The sequence below is a fragment of the Chitinophaga sp. SYP-B3965 genome (assembly GCF_009647655.1).
Lineage (GTDB): Bacteria > Bacteroidota > Bacteroidia > Chitinophagales > Chitinophagaceae > Chitinophaga.
Genome location: NZ_WJFD01000001.1, coordinates 1046051 through 1063519, shown reverse-complemented (window position 1 = coordinate 1063519; position 17469 = coordinate 1046051). Strand labels below are relative to the sequence as shown.

At 45.0% G+C, this 17469-nt stretch carries 15 protein-coding genes; 9 read left to right on the top strand and 6 right to left on the bottom strand.

What is annotated here, in order from left to right:
• Positions 1-27: 27 nt before the first annotated feature.
• A complete protein-coding gene (locus GFS24_RS04120) occupies positions 28-1125 on the bottom strand; it encodes an AraC family transcriptional regulator (RefSeq protein ID WP_173002964.1) in 1098 nt (365 codons plus the stop codon).
• 44 nt (positions 1126-1169) lie between these two features.
• On the opposite strand from GFS24_RS04120, the gene GFS24_RS04115 reads away from it, so the two are divergent.
• The gene (locus GFS24_RS04115; protein WP_153658297.1) at positions 1170-1988 is read left to right on the top strand and encodes a family 16 glycosylhydrolase; all 819 of its coding nucleotides are present in this window, start codon (positions 1170-1172) and stop codon (positions 1986-1988) included.
• Positions 1989-1993: 5 nt separating this feature from the next.
• Positions 1994-2851, top strand: coding sequence for a pirin family protein (locus GFS24_RS04110; protein WP_153658296.1), 858 nt, complete (start codon positions 1994-1996; stop codon positions 2849-2851).
• A gap of 310 nt (positions 2852-3161) precedes the next feature.
• Here GFS24_RS04110 and GFS24_RS04105 read toward each other — a convergent pair whose 3' ends face one another.
• Positions 3162-4274: a DUF2911 domain-containing protein gene (locus GFS24_RS04105; RefSeq protein ID WP_153658295.1), complete on the bottom strand. Its 1113-nt coding sequence runs from the start codon at positions 4272-4274 to the stop codon at positions 3162-3164.
• Between the two features lie 129 nt (positions 4275-4403).
• On the opposite strand from GFS24_RS04105, the gene GFS24_RS04100 reads away from it, so the two are divergent.
• The 4 genes from GFS24_RS04100 to GFS24_RS04085 all read left to right on the top strand — a co-directional run bounded on the left by GFS24_RS04100 (position 4404) and on the right by GFS24_RS04085 (position 8141).
• The gene (locus GFS24_RS04100) at positions 4404-5378 is read left to right on the top strand and encodes a DUF2157 domain-containing protein (RefSeq protein ID WP_153658294.1); all 975 of its coding nucleotides are present in this window, start codon (positions 4404-4406) and stop codon (positions 5376-5378) included.
• Positions 5365-6528, top strand: coding sequence for a hypothetical protein (locus GFS24_RS04095; protein ID WP_153658293.1), 1164 nt, complete (start codon positions 5365-5367; stop codon positions 6526-6528). The genes GFS24_RS04100 and GFS24_RS04095 overlap by 14 nt, the downstream gene beginning before the upstream one ends.
• A gap of 95 nt (positions 6529-6623) precedes the next feature.
• Positions 6624-7418: an SDR family NAD(P)-dependent oxidoreductase gene (locus GFS24_RS04090; protein WP_153658292.1), complete on the top strand. Its 795-nt coding sequence runs from the start codon at positions 6624-6626 to the stop codon at positions 7416-7418.
• 60 nt (positions 7419-7478) lie between these two features.
• On the top strand, positions 7479-8141 hold the full coding sequence (locus GFS24_RS04085) for a GDSL-type esterase/lipase family protein (RefSeq protein ID WP_153658291.1): 663 nt from the start codon (positions 7479-7481) through the stop codon (positions 8139-8141).
• A gap of 148 nt (positions 8142-8289) precedes the next feature.
• Here the strand turns inward: GFS24_RS04085 and GFS24_RS04080 are convergent, their stop codons facing one another.
• A complete protein-coding gene (locus GFS24_RS04080) occupies positions 8290-9423 on the bottom strand; it encodes a patatin-like phospholipase family protein (protein ID WP_153658290.1) in 1134 nt (377 codons plus the stop codon).
• Positions 9424-9574: 151 nt separating this feature from the next.
• Between GFS24_RS04080 and GFS24_RS04075 the strand changes: the two genes are divergently transcribed.
• Together GFS24_RS04075 and GFS24_RS04070 are read left to right on the top strand one after the other, a co-directional pair.
• Positions 9575-10036, top strand: a complete 462-nt coding sequence (locus tag GFS24_RS04075) for a redoxin domain-containing protein (RefSeq protein ID WP_153658289.1) — start codon at positions 9575-9577, stop codon at positions 10034-10036.
• A 5-nt stretch (positions 10037-10041) separates the two neighbouring features.
• The gene (locus GFS24_RS04070; RefSeq protein WP_153658288.1) at positions 10042-10566 is read left to right on the top strand and encodes a DsbA family protein; all 525 of its coding nucleotides are present in this window, start codon (positions 10042-10044) and stop codon (positions 10564-10566) included.
• 185 nt (positions 10567-10751) lie between these two features.
• On the opposite strand, the gene GFS24_RS04065 is transcribed toward GFS24_RS04070, so the two are convergent.
• Both GFS24_RS04065 and GFS24_RS04060 read right to left on the bottom strand, forming a co-directional pair.
• Positions 10752-11369, bottom strand: a complete 618-nt coding sequence (locus GFS24_RS04065) for a response regulator transcription factor (RefSeq protein ID WP_153658287.1) — start codon at positions 11367-11369, stop codon at positions 10752-10754.
• Between the two features lie 70 nt (positions 11370-11439).
• Entirely contained in the window at positions 11440-14403 is a 2964-nt protein-coding gene (locus GFS24_RS04060; protein ID WP_153658286.1) for a histidine kinase, read from the bottom strand.
• Positions 14404-14554: 151 nt separating this feature from the next.
• On the opposite strand from GFS24_RS04060, the gene GFS24_RS04055 reads away from it, so the two are divergent.
• The gene (locus GFS24_RS04055; protein WP_153658285.1) at positions 14555-16303 is read left to right on the top strand and encodes an ABC transporter ATP-binding protein; all 1749 of its coding nucleotides are present in this window, start codon (positions 14555-14557) and stop codon (positions 16301-16303) included.
• A gap of 1 nt (position 16304) precedes the next feature.
• Here GFS24_RS04055 and GFS24_RS04050 read toward each other — a convergent pair whose 3' ends face one another.
• On the bottom strand, positions 16305-17315 hold the full coding sequence (locus GFS24_RS04050) for a LacI family DNA-binding transcriptional regulator (protein ID WP_153658284.1): 1011 nt from the start codon (positions 17313-17315) through the stop codon (positions 16305-16307).
• Positions 17316-17469 lie beyond the last annotated feature (154 nt).

Here is a 17469-nt window from a genome sequence, read left to right as displayed (position 1 = left end):
CAATGAAAAAGCCCGTCAGTGGCCTATTCAATTCCGGATTTGACTACTGTTTTGCATAAAATCGCGGGGTGTTTGCCCGGTAACGGCCTTAAATGCCCGTTGAAAAGTTGGCTGAGAATTGAAGCCGCAATCATAAGCAATACCCGTAATTGTCATGTGCCGGTTCCCGGGATCAAGGATCATTTGTTTCACCGCTTCCACCCGCCATGCATTCACATATTCAGAAAACCCTTTTTGCAGCCCCTGGTTCAAAACGGCGGACAGTGTTTTGGGAGGTACACCGATATGTGCCGCTAAACTATTAATGGTCAGTTCGGGGTCCAGGTATAATCTATCCTTCTCCATCGCCTGTTGAAGAGCATCTATTGATCCATTTACTTCCCCGGGAGGTAAATTATCAAAATAAGACTGGGTTTTCTTCTGCTGGGTAATATAAATGATCCGGGTACGGTAGTAACCGGCATACCCTATCCAATAAATAAAGATCACCAGCGCCACTTCTATCACATAATACATTTCATCTCCTATGGAAAAGATATAAGGCGATGCTACCGTGCCGACCCAAAGCAGGGCAAAAACACCCCACACAGCCAACAGGGTTTTCAACCAGCGGCGGGTGAACTTATCTTCTTCTTCGATCTGCCGGTATTCACGGATAGCCAGGAGCCAGAAAACAGTAAAGACAATTACACTCAGCGGCTCCGCAATAGTGCCATACCAATACATCAGCACACCGGGGTCATTAACGATCTTCCTCTTACCGTTCACCTGCAATATCCAGATCACCACTAAAACAAACCGTACGACAAAAGCTACGAATACGAAGACATAATACCGCCAGGCCTTACGAATGGTAACAGCCGTACGAAAAGAACGGATATATAAATAGATAGAAGGCCCCAGCCCATATATCAACACAAAAGGGAACAGGTCAAAGATGGCCTGGTACCTGAAATTAGGCGCACTCCAGTTCAGTGTTTCAAAACCATTATAACTTAATATAAATATGAAAAAGGCCAGCGATCGCTTTTGGATCTTATTCTCAGAAGGAGAAAAATAAAGGTAAATGCTGAAGAAAAGAGCCTGCAGCGCACCCAATAACACGATCAGTGAAAAAACATCCATTTTCATCCAGTTAAAGATATAAATTTGGAAGAAGACTTTTATCTATGAAACATATCATTATCATTTTAGCGGCGCTGGCCGCTTCGTCTTTTATTCCGATGGAAGATGACTATACCCTCACCTGGGCAGACGAGTTTAATAAAGATGGCGCCCCCGATCCTGCCAAATGGGATTACGAACATGGTTTTGTCCGGAACAATGAACCACAATGGTATCAGCCGGAAAATGCCAGCGTTAAAGGCGGCTTCCTGGTGATCGAAGCAAAAAAGGAAAGGGTAAAGAATACCCGCTACGATTCCAGCAGCAAACAATGGCAGCGCAACCGCGAATATGCGGAATACACCTCCGCCTGCCTGATCACAAAAGGTAAATTTGATTTCAAATACGGAAAGGTGACCATGCGCGCTAAAATTGACATCCGCAAAGGTCAATGGCCTGCTTTCTGGATGCTGGGCAATAAAAGAGGTTCTACCCGCTGGCCTGCCTGCGGTGAAGTGGATATCATGGAATTCTACCGGGGTAACCTGCTGGCCAATGCCTGCTGGGAAGGAGAAAAATCTTCTGCCTGGGATGAGGCAAAGTGGCCGGTGGCGGATATGGGTGGCGCCGCCTGGTCAGAGCAGTTCCATGAATGGCAGCTGATATGGGACGAACAAAAAATGATCATATCCGTAGATGGCAAAGAATTGAACCATGTGGACATGAGCAAAACAATCAATGTACACCAGGGAAATAATCCCTTCCAGGAAAATTTCTTCCTGCTGCTCAACCTGGCATTAGGACAGGCCGGCGAAGAGATCCCTGCAGAAAACATTCCTTCTAAGTTTGTTGTTGATTATGTGAGAGTTTACCAGAAAAAGTAATTAATATGAAAAAAGCGATCCTGCATGTATTATCAGGCCGGGAAAAGAAGATCACAGAAGAAGAAACAGTGATACAACCTTTGCCGCACAAAGATTTCAGATTTGCGAATCCCTTCATTGTTATACATCATATAGGACCGGAAGAGATCAAAGCCGGATCGGAAATGCGTATCCACCCGCATCCCCACCGTGGATTTTCTCCCGTTACTTTCTCTATCCAGGGAGAAGGTTATCATATGGACAATGCCGGCCATTCCGGCACCATTTCCGCGGGAGGCATTCAATGGATGTTTGCCGGAAAAGGATTGTTACACAGCGAAGGCCCCACCAAAGAATTCTTAGAGAGAGGCGGCATCCAGGAATTCATCCAGATCTGGGTGAATGTGCCCAAAGCCAATAAATGGGATGATCCATATTACCAGTCTGCCGTAAAAGATCAGTTACCAACAGTACTGGAACAGGAAGGTGTACAATTAAGACTAGCCAGTGGGGAATATGAAGGCAAAAAAAGCCCCATGAAAAGCTTTACGCCTATCATTGCCATTATCGGCACCATTCAAAAAGGGAAAACAGTAAAGATCGATGCAACACCCGGTTACCAGGCCTTATTATATGTTTCCAAAGGCAGCATCGCAGCCAATGACCAGGAATCTGTTCCCTTCCATAACCTGATCGTTTTTGAAAAGGAAAATGATGAGATCATCATCACCGCCCTGGAAGATGCAGGCATCCTGTTCCTCTCCGCAGAACCAATAGATGAACCAGTAGCTGCGAAAGATAATTTTGTAATGAATACAGCGGAAGAAGTAGAACAAGCCATTGCTGATTACAAAAATGGAGTATTTGGGACGTTGAAGTATTGATTGATTGTGTTTGTTTTTTTATAGTGTAAAAAAGAAACTCTTCAATAAAAGAAAGGGGGTATTCAATATAAGAATACCCCCTTCAAAATAAAAAAGACCTCAATCCTTGCTGCCGCAGGCCAATTCCTTATAATAAAAAAGAGGTATCATCAATAAAAGAATCCCCCCATCAAAATAAAAAGAACTTCAATCCTTGCTGCCGCAGGCCAATTCCTTATAATAAAAAAGAGGTATCATCAATAAAAGAATCCCCCCATCAAAATAAAAAAGAACTTCAATCCTTGCTGCCGCAGGCCAATTTCTCAGCATACTAATTAATATCCTTCCCTTCCTTCAACTTCGTAATATGCTGCTGCAACTGCTTTTGAGCATCTGCACCAGGAGCCGCAGCCATTGCCTGTGTAGCAAACTTCAGCGCATTCTTATAATCCCCCACACCAGAATAACCACGCGTTAATCCCATCAGCGTAGTATAATCATTGGGATGAGCAGCAGCATTCATCTTAAACACCTCCAGCGCTTCTTTGCTCTTTTTCTGCCCCAGCAACTGACGGCCATATTGGTGGATGTCATTCATACTACCTAAAGGAAGCGCTTTCTTCATGATCTCCGCAGCCTGCCCCTCCTGCCCCAGTTTAGAAAGCACCATCGCCTTTGTACTCCAGGCAGCAAAACTCTTCTCCCCGCCAAAATTAGATCCTGTTGCTGTATCCGCCCACAGCAGCGCTTCATTCAAATTAGTATTGTGCTCCAAACAATACTGCGCAGCATGATTCCAGCTCTCCCACATAAATCCTTTCTCAGACCGCAATTCTTTCCGGATAGATGCCAGCTGATCTTCCACCAGGTTCACTTCCACTTTGAAAGGGATCATCAGCTTTTCCCACTCCAGGCCAATAGTAGCCGAGTTATCCGTTTCATTCAGGAATTCATACTTCAGCCATTCCACACTCTTATCCAATGCCACCGGTTTTACTTTTACCCGCAGAACATCTTCTTTTTCATCATAAAAATAATGCCCCCAGGAACTGGCATTCTTAGAAAAAATAAGGGTACTCTCCTCAGGCCCATACGCAATAAAAAAGCCATACTTACCTTTAGCCAAAGGCTGCCCTTCGATCTTCACATCGCTGGTGAATTCAATGGTGGTGTTCTCATTGGCACCTGCCCGCCAGGGAGCTGATTTACTGCTGCCAAAACCAGGGTTTACAAAGCCAACATGAACAAGCTGCCCCCATACCTTTCCCTCACGGCCTTTTACCCCCGGCCGGTCGTATTGGATAGTAATTTCAGTGAGGCCGATCCGCTCTGAAACCGAGGCTTTTTTATTGCCGCCCTGGTGAGGGATGTTTAAAGAAGATTGCGCAAATAATGTTGTAACGCACCACGTCAGGCAAATGGTGATCAAGGTTAATTTCTTCATAAGCAGTTAGGTTTTATACCGTAATCTAAACAGCCTGCCCCATCATTCCTGCAAAAATGTGATCAGGGTTACCATTTCAGGATGAAAGGAATCCTAAATTGTCCTATATTTCGCCATATTAAGGAAATTATGAACGTACAATTGTTTGAAAAACTTTCGGAAGAAGGACTCATTTCTCCCGGATCACTCCAAAAAGTAAAAACACCAGGGCTCTTTTCCCTGCATTGGGAACTAAAGACCCTGTTATACCTGGGTGTATTGTTACTCAGCGGTGGCCTGGGCATCCTCATTTACAAGAATATCGATACCATCGGGCACCAGGCTATTTTATTTGCCATTGCCGCCGTTTGCCTGGGCTGTTTTTACTACGCCAAACGGCATAAACCAGCATTCTCCTGGAACAAAACGCTCTCCCCCAATGGCTTTTTCGATTACATCGTATTGCTGGGTTGTTTACTGTTCGTGACCTTCATCACTTACATGCAGGCGCAGTATAATGTTTTCGGCACCCGGTATGGCCTGGCGGCTTTCTTCCCCATGATCGTATTATTCTTCAGTGCGTATTACTTTGATCATATCGGGGTATTGAGTTTAGCCATCACCAACTTTGCCGCATGGCTGGGTGTTTCTATCACACCTTATCATATCTTCTCACAAAATGATTTCAGCAGCCACCGCCTGATCTATACCGGTTTGCTCTTAGGCGTGATCCTGATTGCAGCAGGTTTGCTCAGTACGAAGCGGAACATCAAACAGCATTTCTCTTTTACCTATCACAACTTTGGTGTGCATATTTTATTCATCGCATTATTGTCTGCATTATTTGTATTCGATGCAACCTACTTCCTCTGGTTCCTGCTGCTGGCTGGTGTGGCCACAGCCATCTATTTCATGGCATTAAAGAACCGCTCCTTTTATTTTTTACTGATCACGATCCTTTATGCTTACGTAGGACTTAGCTATGTTGTTGTATGGCTGCTGCTTACCAACAGTTCAATAGAAGGCATCTATCTCGGCCTCTTTTATTTCATCGGTTCCGGCATTGGTGTTGCCGTATTCCTCGTTAATCTCAATAAAAAACTGAAGCATCATGATAGCCTATAATAAAACAGACCTGGAGAATAGCTGGATCCAGCAGGATGCTAAAGATGCCTGCTTAAAAGAATGCATCACGAAAGAAGAGAATAAAAACATAAAAGCACAATATCCTACCGGATTATATACACCCAATATCTTTATCCGCATCGGTTTATTCCTGGCTACGGTAGTGGTGGGTATTTTCTCTCTGGGGTTGATATCGCTGATCATGGCCAGCAGCCTTAGTGAAGAAACCTTCGGCGGCATCTCCATCTTTTTTGCATTGGTTTGTTATGGCTGCCTGGAACTCATTGTGAAGGAGAAAAAACATTTCGGTGCCGGGGTAGATGAAGCATTAATGTGGATGGCAGGCGGTTTGATGCTAACAGGATTTCTGCTGCTGAGCGACGGGAATTTTGATAACGTAGCTTTATATGTACTGGTGTTTTTACTGGGAGGTTTCTTTGCACTACGCTTCCTGGACAGCCTCATGGCCGTAGTCTCCTTTATAGGGTTGCTGAGTGTGCTGTTTTACATCACCTATAAATTAGGCCCCATCGCCAAACTGATCATGCCTTTTGTAGTGATGATCGCTTCCCTGCTGGTATACCTGGCAGTAACACGCTTATCTAAAAAAGCAACCAACCGCCCCTATTTCAACTGCCTGAACTTAGTCTCTATCGCCTCCCTGGTCACCCTGTACATTGGTGGTAATTACTTCGTAGTGAGAGAAGTGGGCAATGAAATGTTCGGCATGCAGCTGACACCGGAAGATAGTATCCCCGGAGCTTTTATTTTCTGGACTTTTACGGCTATCATTCCTATTATCTATATCATCATGGGCATCCGCAAAAAGGACAGCATCCTGATCCGTACAGGCCTTGTACTGGTGGGAGCCATCGTATTCACCGTCCGTTATTACCATAGCATCATGCCCATTGAAGGCGCCATGACAATAGGTGGCATCCTCATGATCGGACTGGCTTATGGGGTGATCCAGTACCTGAAGCAGCCCAAACACGGTTTCACCTATGAGGAAGAGCAGACCGAAGAAGGCGCCATACAGCTGGAATCCCTGGTGATCGCCCAAACCATGAGCGCCACTCCCCAACGGGACGAAAGCTTCAAATTTGGCGGAGGAACAGGCGGTGGCGGAGGAGCTTCTGATAGTTATTAATGATCTATAATTTTATTTATAGATATCCATAAGACATACTATATTATTTATACCAGAATAGTACTGACATTTGTATCCGATTAAAACACATTAAGATGGATTTACAATTAAAAGGAAAAACGGCTTTTATCAGTGGCTCTACGCAAGGAATAGGTTTTGCCATCGCATTACAGTTGTTAAAGGAAGGCGCTTCCGTGGTTATTAATGGCAGAACGGAAGAAAGGGTGCAGGAAGCAGTGGAAAAACTCAAACAACAAGTGCCCGGCGCTACCGTATCCGGAGTGGCCGCAGATTTTTCAAAAGTAGCAGATGTAAATAAACTGATCGAAAAGGTGCCGGTGGTGGATATCCTCGTGAACAACGCAGGGATCTTTGAACCCAGGCCTTTTGAAGAGATCACAGACGAAGAATGGCTCCGTTTCTTTGAAGTGAATGTATTAAGCGGCGTACGCTTATCCCGCCACTACTTCCAGCCCATGCTGAAACAGAACTGGGGCAGGATCATCTTCATCTCCAGTGAATCAGCCGTAATGATACCGGAAGAAATGATCCATTACGGCATGACCAAAACAGCACAGCTGTCTATCAGCCGCGGATTGGCCGAACTCACAAAGAACACGAATGTAACCGTGAACACCGTGATGCCTGGCCCTACAAAATCTGAAGGTGTGGTAGAATTTATTAAACAGGTAGCTATCAGCAAACAGGTCACACCGGAAGAAGCAGAGAAGGATTTCTTTAAAACCATGCGCCCTTCCTCTCTTATTCAACGTTTTGCGGATGTAGCTGAAATAGCCAATCTCGTTACTTATGTAGCCAGCCCGCTCTCTTCCGCTACCAATGGCGCGGCCTTACGTGCAGACGGCGGACTTGTGAAATCTATCGTTTAAAGAAATTATGCTTTGATCATAAATTGATAATGCGTACTTTTTTACAAATTTATCAATTCAATGAAAAGACTATCATCAATGTTCCTCGTTTGCAGTGCACTCGCTTTATTCTCTTTTGCACCTGCCAAAAAGAAAAAAGTGATCTTCTTTGGCGATTCTATCACGCAGGCCGGGGTTGGTCCGGAAGGATATATTACACAGATGAAAACCATGCTGCCTGCAGATGGATATGATCTGATCGGTGCCGGTATCGGTGGCAACAAGGTCTACGATCTTTACCTGCGCATGGAAGACGATGTACTCAATAAACACCCGGATATTGTAGTGATCTATATCGGCGTAAATGATGTGTGGCACAAAACCTCACATGGTACCGGAACAGACCTGGATAAATTCGAAAAGTTCTATCGTGCACTCATCAAAAAGATAACAGCCAATGGTGCTAAACTGATCCTCTGTACCCCAGCGGTAATTGGAGAAAAGAAAGACGGGGAAAATGCCCAGGATGCAGATCTCACAAAGTTCAGCGACGTGATCCGCAAGATCAGCACAGACACAAAATTACCCTTATGCGATCTCCGCAAATTATTCATGGATTACAATCTTCAGCATAATACCGAGAACAAGGAGAAAGGCAGCCTTACTTCAGACGGCGTGCATCTTACAAAAGAAGGCAACGCGATGGTGGCAAAGAATTTAGCAGAGATTATTGCAAAGCAATAATCTCTCTCAAAATAAAGAAATGTTCCGCTCTTTGCTGCGCGGCAATTGCAAAGCAATAAACCTCTCTCAAAATAAAGAAACATTCCGCCCTTTACTGCGCGGCAAACGCTTATATGGGCTGTTCACACCAATGAACAGCCCATATTGTTTATAATCCTTTCAATATACTGATCACCTTATCGAAAACAGGTTTTCCTTCATTCTGCACATAACTCATGGCACGATCTGTAAGGCGGGAAATATTCGGAGTGGTAATATCGTCCATGGCAGATTCACACTGTGTGATAACCGGTTCCAGCCTGTAATAATTCAAACCTCCTTTTACCAAAGCAGTCAATTGTGAATTGGACACCTGCTGCACCGCTTCCAGGATGATCGTGAGCAAACTGCCATCTGCATTGAAACCTTCAAGATCATCCATATCTCCCATCCAGGGTCCGCTATCCCAGTTACCGTTATCAAAATAATCGGGCCAGGCATTCGTATGTATCCCCACCCCATTTGCCCCACGATATACACCCGTCCCCAAAGAAATGATGGTGATATCACTGAGGCGCTGAGCCCCCAATTTGAATGCTTCCGTGAAAGCCCAGATAGCCGGGTTGTTAGACATGGTACCACCATCTACCACCCACTTCTCCGGGGTATTAGACCTGGGGCTCACTCCCCCACCTACCTGTGCAACGGGGAAATATACCGGCGCAGCGCTGGTAGCCCTTGCAGCCTCCCATACACGGTAATCACAGGCAAGCGGATTGCTGATGGCATCCTTCCAGTTAAAAAGAACAGGGCCGTAGTCTGCTCCCTGAACAGGATCTTTGACCGTCCCTCCTTTACTGTTCACAATATACCCGGTGGTAAACATCTGCTGCACCCTGTTACCTTTTATACTGCTCACCGCTTTCTGTGCGGCAGACAGTGTGATGGTGGGCCCGATTATCTTTTGCAGAAAAACTTCCACACCATTTCCTTTACCATCATCCGCATAATAATCGGCACAGCTCTCTCCTATGTCCTGCTTAACAAATATCCTGCTGCCAAGCGTCTGGTAAATGGACAAAAGCGCGGCTGCGGTAAATGGAATGAAATTTGATACTTGCGTGTTGGGCGTTGTTAAGCCTGCCGACAAAATACCACCTGTGGATGTTCCGCCAATAATATCAAATAGCTGATGACAGGGTTTGCCTGTCAGCTTTTCAAATTGGGTAAGGACATAAGCAGGTATAATACCTCTGATCCCTCCACCATCAATGGTGAGGATCACAACCGGGTTGTTTGCCATAACAAAGTTTATTTTTAGGTATGCTGAACAAGGGAGATGCGGTTAACGTTAGGTAAATTAACAGTTGTTACTGTTGCTGGTTTGCAGCAGGGTATAAAAAAGGCCTATATTTGAAAGGCTATTATTGTTCACGCTTAATAAAATGTGCTGCATGTTATCTATCGGAACACAAGCTCCTGACTTTTCTCTCTTTTGCACACCCGATCAAAAAGTATCATTACAGGATTTTAAAGGAAAAAATGTGATCCTGGCTTTCTACCCTGCGGACTGGAGCCCTGTTTGCGGTGATCAAATGGCGTTGTATAACGAGATGTTGTCCATCTTCAAAAAGTACGATGCACAAATATTGGGTATTTCTGTGGACAGTGCGTGGAGCCATACTGCCTATTCGCAGGACAGAAAGTTGCATTTCCCCCTCTTGTCTGACTTTGAACCCAAAGGCGCCGTAGCGAAAAAATACGATGTATATGATGCCAAAGAAGGGCAATGCGAAAGAGGATTATATGTCATCGACGGAGAAGGCATCGTCCGCTGGCATTATCTCTCTCCTATCGGCATTAACCCCGGAGCAGACGGGATCATAGAAGCCCTTGAGACCATCACCCAAAAATAACGATCATGGCTAAACTTACCCCGGTAGTCAATAAGGACGATCATGCACAAGGTCCCCCTGATGCGCCTGTTACTTTAGTGGAGTATGGTGATTTTCAGTGCCCGCATTGTGGCGCAGCACATCCCATTCTAAAACAGTTGCAACAGCTGCATGGTGAAACATTCCGCCTCATCTTCCGGCATTTCCCCTTATCCAATTCACACCCTATGGCCATCCCCGCAGCGATGGCCGCAGAAGCGGCGTCAAGGCAGGGTAAGTTTTGGGAGATGCATGATATGATCTTCGAACACCAGGATCAGTTAAGCCCTGAAGCATTCGTAAAGTTTGCCGGTAAATTAAAACTGGATCTAAAAACTTTTGAAGCAGACAGTGAAGATGTATCACTGGCTGAAAAAGTAGACGCTTCCTTTGAAAGTGGTGTGCGCAGCGGTGTGAATGGTACCCCTTCTTTCTTTATCAACGGTGCTAAATACAATGGTGGTTATGATGCGGCTTCTTTATCTGAAGCTATCACTACTGCTGCCCAATAATATTTCAGGTAATAGCCCGGGCAGATAGAGTTGCCCGGGCCACTTTGCATTACCGTTGTTTCATCAGGTAAGGGATATAGGATATTAGCTGTATAGATTGAGTCACATAGATAGGGTCTTCACAATATGTCGTTGTAAAGAAAGGAGATTAAAAGTTAAGGGGGTATCCCTACTTTGGGGGAGGATCAGTATTTACCACGTATAATAGCATGGCGGCTATTCACTTCCAGCTTCTGATAGATACTTTTGATATGGGATTTAACCGTTTCCAGTGAAATACCCAGGCGGATAGCCACTTCTTTATTGGTCAGCCCTTCTTCAATAGCCTGCACCACTTGCGCTTCCCTCGGTGTGATCTTTAAAGGGATCGTATCCGGCGTTTTAGGATTAAAATAAGCGACTACTTTACGGGCAATTCCGGGTGACATAGGTGCCCCTCCTTCGTTCAGCGAAAGCAGGCCTTCTTTTATTTTTAATAAGGGTGTTTGTTTCAGCAAATAACCGGTAGCGCCGGCACATAAGGCCTGGAATATCCTGTCCGGATCATCATATACCGTGAGCATTACTACCTGGCAATGGGGAGATCGTTTCTTTATCTGGCTAACACCTGCAATGCCTGATTCACCGGGCAGGCCAATGTCTGATAGTACAATATCCAGGTGTTTATCGATTTCCCAGGCATGCATAAAAGCTTCTACCGTACCGGCGGATATTACACAGGTAAATCCCGGCTGATCATTGAAAAAATCAACGAGTGTATTCCTGATCTCCGCATCGTCTTCTATAATTCCTAAACATACCATGAAACAAAGATGATAATATAAGTGAATAAGTGTTATCCCTACTTTGGGGGGCTTGCTCAAAGAAAATATTTTAAGCAGGCACCCTTAAACAGACGCTGTATTCATGTTCTTGTACATCTACCGTGAGCGTTCCTTTCATTTTCTCTGTCCTTAACTGCATATGATGTAATCCCTGGCCCCCCTGGTAGTTTTTCATTTTCACTTTGCCCGCATCATATGCATTACTCACCTGTAGTAAGATCTGCTCTTCAAATGCAAGCGTTATCTTCATATGCGGCTCGCTGGCATAACGCGCGGCATTATTCACGGCCTCCTTAAAGATCAGGAAGAAGTTCTGCCTTACCATCTGGCTCAATGAACGCGCAGCATAATCTCCCCGTAGTGTGAGCGAACAGGTAAGGTCCAGGTCATTTTGGAGGTTCATCAGGTGATCCTTTATACGCGAAACAAGGTCCGCCGCCGTATCAAACCGCGAATCTATTGACCACACCATATCACTCATTGTACTCAACGCATCTTTGCTCGAGGCCGCGATCTTTTGCAGGGATGCGGCATCTCCTGTTTGTGTGCTCAACCTGTCTGCCTGGAAATAAATGCGCGTAAGGGAACTGCCCACTTCATCATGCAGATCGCCGGCAATCTTTGTTCTCAGCTGTTGCTCCCTGATCACTTCCTGCATCCGGTAACGGAAGATGAGCCAGCCCAAACCCAGCAGTGCTATCAATACGAGGCTACGGAACCACCAGGTCTGATAATAAGCAGGGTTCACGATCAGTGCGATGGACATAATCGCTTTGTATTCCTTTTCTCCCGGCAGTAACGCTGCGAGCTCCAGTTTATAATCTCCCGGTGCAAGCCCCACGAAACTCATTTCATGCTGGCGCCCTATCTCCTGCCATGCTGTTTCATCCGTTAAGCGATAATAATAATGCAACTGCTCTATGGCATTATCAACCCCGCCAAAACGCAGGGAAAAATACTGCACTTCAGGATTGATCTCTATGGCAGAAGAAGGATGATACGGCATGGTAAAATCATGCAGCAATGTACTTTTAGTACCGGTGGTGAAATCCGTAAAGCAAAGAGATACCAGTAATGTATCGGCAGGTTTATAAGCCTTCAGGTCTTTGATCGTAAAAGAAGTAATACCATTTAACGTACCAAGGAATATACGATCCTGATAAGTCATGAAGGCAGAATGATTGAATTCATTGGAAGGCAGATGATCCAGCCGGGTGTAATTGCGGATATGTTTATCGCGGATATTGATCAAACTCAATCCCTGATCTGTTCCCACAATTACCTCCTCCCCCTGTTTGATCAACGTGTACACCGCATTTCCTGCAAGGCCATTGTTCACATTTATTTCCCGGAGCACCTTTCCCTGTTCATCAAACACCAGGATGCCCCTTCCGTTCGTACCTGCCCAGAACTCCTGCGCTACAGGTTCTATACAGTAGAAATCGCCTCCGGCATAAGCAGGGTCTGTATCTTCAAAGAGGCGTATTAACTTACCGTTTTCAGGTGTATACGTAAAGATGCCTTCCAGTGTGGCAAAGTATCTTTTATTTCCATGGATCAATATATCATACACTTTGGATTGATGCAGGATCTCTCCTGCTGCACCTGAAAAGATGTTTTGAGAAACACCCGTCTTTACATTTAACAGGTATACGCCAAAATAACTACCAACCCATACCATGGAATCATTCTCCCTGGCAAGGCAGATCAAATACCGGTTGTGCATGCGTTTATCAAAAGGCACATTCGTTGTATCTATAACCAGCGGAAATAACTTTTGTTCCTTCACATCAAACCACTGTAATCCATCTCCCTCAGTAGCCAGTAACAAACGGTCCTTCGTCCATGGCAGGGATGTATACACAATCTTCTTAGAGAGGATCTGCCGCTCACCTGTTCTTTCATCCAAACGGGAAAAACCATCTTTGTAGGAACCGATATAGAACATACCATCCGGATGCCTGTAAATACTTCTGATACTTAATGGAGACGTCTCAATAGAAGGAGTGCCCAGCGCATTTTCAAATGGGGAATGCACCTGTTGTACTTCGGCAATCCCTTTATGAAAACCGAAATAAAGTTTACCCTTATTTTCCCGGATATACCTTACCCTGATGTTCTTAAAATAGTCTACCAGGCCGGGTGCATAGGCCGCTGCGGCTGCATTGTTAACATCATAAGAGAAAAAGCCACGGTTGTTAAAAAAGATGCCCACCTGGTTATTGGGCAGGGGGAACAGGTAAGCCCTGTCTTCAGCAGCAACACTATCTTTTGCCGCATAAGGCAGCAGCGCTACTTTATGTGTGTGCAGGTTTAAAGTATATACACCCCGCCCTTCCACATAAAAAATGGCTTTACCCGAAGGATGATAAAAAACCTCCTTGCCAATTTGCCCCTCTATCTCCGGCATGGGATAATAATGGTCTACCGCAAAAGCACCGTTCTCTTTTTTAAGCGTAACCAGTCTTCCGTTGCAACTAACCAGTAACTGCTCTCCTTCCATTTCGCGGATCATATCAATAGAGGATAGACCCGCGGAATTAGGGTTAATCTTTCCCAGGTCTGCTACCAATATCAGTTGATCTTTTTCTATGCGGTATATTTTAGCATCGTTGGAACCGGTATAGATGGTACCGTCCTTTGCTTCGTAAAATTCTTTTACAAATAAACTCCTCGCAGGCTGCCCGGGTTTGCTTTTTTGATTGATCTGTGTAGTGGTCCAGTTCTTCAGGTTGAATTTAGTAATGCCGCTTTGGGTGCCTACCCATAAGTTATCAGATCTGTCCGCATACAGCCGGGTAATAGCAATATTGATGATGGCAGGCTGGCTCACCAGGTCAAAGGTGAGCAGGCGGTTCCCGTCGTACCGGTGGAGGCCACGGCTGGTGCTGATCCATAAAAGACCGTGGCGGTCAATTTCCAGGTCTTTGATGTTTCCCTCCCGCAAAGCATTAGGCAGATCTATGTAACGAAAACGAAAACCATCATTAGCAAATGAGGTTTCCGATAACATACACAGATAAAGGCATAACAAAAAGCGGGTGATCACAGGCTATTCTTTTTACAAATAACCGGTATTTTCTTTCAAATGTCAAGGCCGTATATAATTGATTCCCAAATGTAAAGCTGTTTTTTATTATATTGATGGGAATATCATTTTACATATGCATATCCTCTGGAAGTACTTTAAACAGCAGAAATGGTGGGTGGCCTTAGCGCTTTTGCTGGCCGCCATTGCGCAATTGCTCAGCCTCATTGATCCTGTCATTTTTGGGAAGATCATTGATAACTATGCCACCAACCCAGGCAACCTGCCGCAGCAGGAACTGATCAACGGTGTATTGTACCTCTTAGCGATCGCTATAGGCGTGGCCGTAGCTGCTATCCTTACAAAGGCCCTGCAGGAGTATTTCACGCGCCTGGCCGTGCAGCGCTTCGGCATGCAGATCTTCAACGACGGGCTAAAGCAAACACTCCGCCTCTCCTTCCAGGAATTTGAAGAGCAGCGCAGCGGAGAAACATTATCTATCCTGCAAAAAGTAAAAACAGATACGGAGAAGTTCGTTAACTCCTTCATCAATATCCTCTTCTCCTCCATTGTGGGCATGGGTTTCCTCATCTGGTATTCCATTACCAGGAACTGGATGCTGGTACCTGTATTCGTTGTTGGCATTGCGGTGCTGGGGTCATTAACAGGTTTGTTAAGCAAGAAGATCAAAACAGTACAGCGGTCTATCAATAAGGAAACAAATGAAATGTCAGGCGTTATTACGGAATCGTTGCGGAATATAGAACTGGTGAAAAGCCTTGGGCTTACTTTCCCTGAAGTGCGCAGGTTGAAGCTCCAGACCCAGAAGATCTATGACCTGGAAATGATGAAAACAAAACGGGTACGCACGCTTTCCTTTCTGCAGGGCATCACACTGAACCTCTTAAAACAATCCATCTTATTCATCTTACTCTGGCTCATCTTCCGCCAGGTATTAAGCACCGGGGAACTGATCAGCATGCAGTTCATTTCAACAGCTATATTCGGGCCATTACAGGACCTCGGCAATATCATCCTCAACTACCGCGAAGTAGAAGCCTCTATCTACAATTTTGATCAGCTGATGCACCGCCCTGTTGAAAGGAGGCCGGATGCGCCTGTAGAAATAGGCCCTTTGCAAAACATCCGTTTTGATAAAGTGGTCTTCAAACATAAAACAGCCAAAACAAATGCGATAGACGAGGTATCTTTTAATTTAGGACTGGGCGAAACCATTGCTTTCGTTGGCCCTTCCGGGTCGGGAAAATCTACTCTGGTTAAATTACTGGTAGGCCTCTACCGGCCGGTGGGCGGGGCTATCCTGTTCAATGAGATCCCTTCGGAAGAGATCCGTTACAACGTGCTGCGCAGGCAGATAGGTTTTGTTACACAGGATACGCAGCTCTTTGCAGGTACGATCAAAGAGAACCTGCTGTTTGTAAAATCAGATGCCACAGATGAAGAGATCGTTGATGCATTGAATAAAGCGGCCTGCACCGGTTTATTATCCCGCTCAGAAAAGGGCATCAATACCATGTTGGGCGAAAGCGGCATGAAATTATCCGGCGGAGAAAAGCAACGCATCTCTATTGCACGTGCATTGTTACGTAATCCAAGGCTGCTCATTTTTGATGAAGCTACTTCCGCACTGGACTCTTTAACGGAAGAAGATATCACCAATACCATCCGCGACGTTTCCTTACGCAAAGAGCAGATCACCATCCTCATCGCCCACCGCCTCTCTACCATCATGCACGCAGATGTGATCTATGTGCTGGAGAAAGGAAAAGTGTCTGAAACCGGCTCTCATACTGAACTGCTGGAACAGAAAGGTTTGTATTATGCCATGTGGCGCCAGCAGGTGGGAGAAAAGAGAAACTCCTAACCTAATATAAAGCAGAAGTAGATTTCCTCTTAATGAACAATGATTTTAAAATAACGTGTTTATCCCGGGAAGCAGACTTGCTTTTCTTATGGATGATATCCAACAACTCTTTTGCGGCGGTTTCCCCGATATCAAAAGCAGGTTGTGTGATGGTGGTTAAAGAGGGATTCAGGAGAGAAGCCGTCTGCAAATTGGAGAAGCTGATGATCTTGATATCCCGCGGGATCCGCAGATTGATCTTCTCACACACCCTGTAACAGATCACTGCCAGTTTTTCCACAGAAGCAAAGATCCCGTCCGGTTTTTCATTTAGCAGCATTTTTTCAATGATCTCGAAAGTCTCCTCATTCTCATTGCTGCATTCCACCATCAGCGGCGTTTGCCCTTTAGGGCGCAATGCCTCCAGGTATCCATTCATCCTGATCTTCCCTATGGAAATATTCTTATGCACCTGCAGGTAGGCGATCTTTTTGCAGCCCGCATCTATCAGATGGCGGGTAGCAGTGATGGCACTGTCATAATTATCGGAAGTCACCTTTACATTGTCCAGGTTTTCGCTCACCCGGTCAAACAGCACCAGCGGAATGCCGTTCTTATTCAGTTCCAGCAAGTGACTGTTATCATGGTTTTCCCTGGACATGGATAATAATACCCCGTCCACTCTCCCATTTGCCAGTGTATTGATAAAGGAAACCTCCAGATCATAATCACCGTGCGTAAAATAAAAGAGTAAGTAATAACCCTGTTCCTGGGCTACTTTTTCTATTCCGCCAATTACAAGAGAAAAAAAATCATTCACCATTTCCGGAATAACAACGGCAATCGTTTTTGTCTTTTGCCCCCTTAAACCGCTTGCATTGGGATTAGGTTGATAGTTTAATTGTTTCGCTAAGGCAAAAACCTTCTTTTTGGTGTCAGCGCTAATCTCGTAACTGTCCCTCAATGCACGTGATACTGTAGAAATGGATAAGTTTAACTCCTTGGCCAGTTGTTTGATATTGACTTTACTCATGTTTTGAATCCACCTATTAATATATAACTATTAGTTGGTACTTCCAATTACCGTTCATCCCTTTTAACGGAAACGTTTCCGTAAATAAATGGGCAAAATTACTAAAACACTAATTCTTTTTTATAAGTTACACGTCTAAATTACACTTAATAGT

Excerpts from the sequence above, each read along its gene's own strand:
- GFS24_RS04055 (WP_153658285.1), top strand. The coding sequence starts at position 14,555 with ATGCATATCCTCTGGAAGTACTTTAAACAGCAGAAATGGTGGGTGGCC.
- GFS24_RS04050 (WP_153658284.1), bottom strand. The coding sequence starts at position 17,315 with ATGAGTAAAGTCAATATCAAACAACTGGCCAAGGAGTTAAACTTATCC.
- GFS24_RS04085 (WP_153658291.1), top strand. The coding sequence starts at position 7,479 with ATGAAAAGACTATCATCAATGTTCCTCGTTTGCAGTGCACTCGCTTTA.
- GFS24_RS04095 (WP_153658293.1), top strand. The coding sequence starts at position 5,365 with ATGATAGCCTATAATAAAACAGACCTGGAGAATAGCTGGATCCAGCAG.
- GFS24_RS04060 (WP_153658286.1), bottom strand. The coding sequence starts at position 14,403 with ATGTTATCGGAAACCTCATTTGCTAATGATGGTTTTCGTTTTCGTTAC.
- GFS24_RS04100 (WP_153658294.1), top strand. The coding sequence starts at position 4,404 with ATGAACGTACAATTGTTTGAAAAACTTTCGGAAGAAGGACTCATTTCT.
- GFS24_RS04075 (WP_153658289.1), top strand. The coding sequence starts at position 9,575 with ATGTTATCTATCGGAACACAAGCTCCTGACTTTTCTCTCTTTTGCACA.
- GFS24_RS04065 (WP_153658287.1), bottom strand. The coding sequence starts at position 11,369 with ATGGTATGTTTAGGAATTATAGAAGACGATGCGGAGATCAGGAATACA.
- GFS24_RS04090 (WP_153658292.1), top strand. The coding sequence starts at position 6,624 with ATGGATTTACAATTAAAAGGAAAAACGGCTTTTATCAGTGGCTCTACG.
- GFS24_RS04110 (WP_153658296.1), top strand. The coding sequence starts at position 1,994 with ATGAAAAAAGCGATCCTGCATGTATTATCAGGCCGGGAAAAGAAGATC.
- GFS24_RS04080 (WP_153658290.1), bottom strand. The coding sequence starts at position 9,423 with ATGGCAAACAACCCGGTTGTGATCCTCACCATTGATGGTGGAGGGATC.
- GFS24_RS04105 (WP_153658295.1), bottom strand. The coding sequence starts at position 4,274 with ATGAAGAAATTAACCTTGATCACCATTTGCCTGACGTGGTGCGTTACA.
- GFS24_RS04120 (WP_173002964.1), bottom strand. The coding sequence starts at position 1,125 with ATGGATGTTTTTTCACTGATCGTGTTATTGGGTGCGCTGCAGGCTCTT.
- GFS24_RS04115 (WP_153658297.1), top strand. The coding sequence starts at position 1,170 with ATGAAACATATCATTATCATTTTAGCGGCGCTGGCCGCTTCGTCTTTT.
- GFS24_RS04070 (WP_153658288.1), top strand. The coding sequence starts at position 10,042 with ATGGCTAAACTTACCCCGGTAGTCAATAAGGACGATCATGCACAAGGT.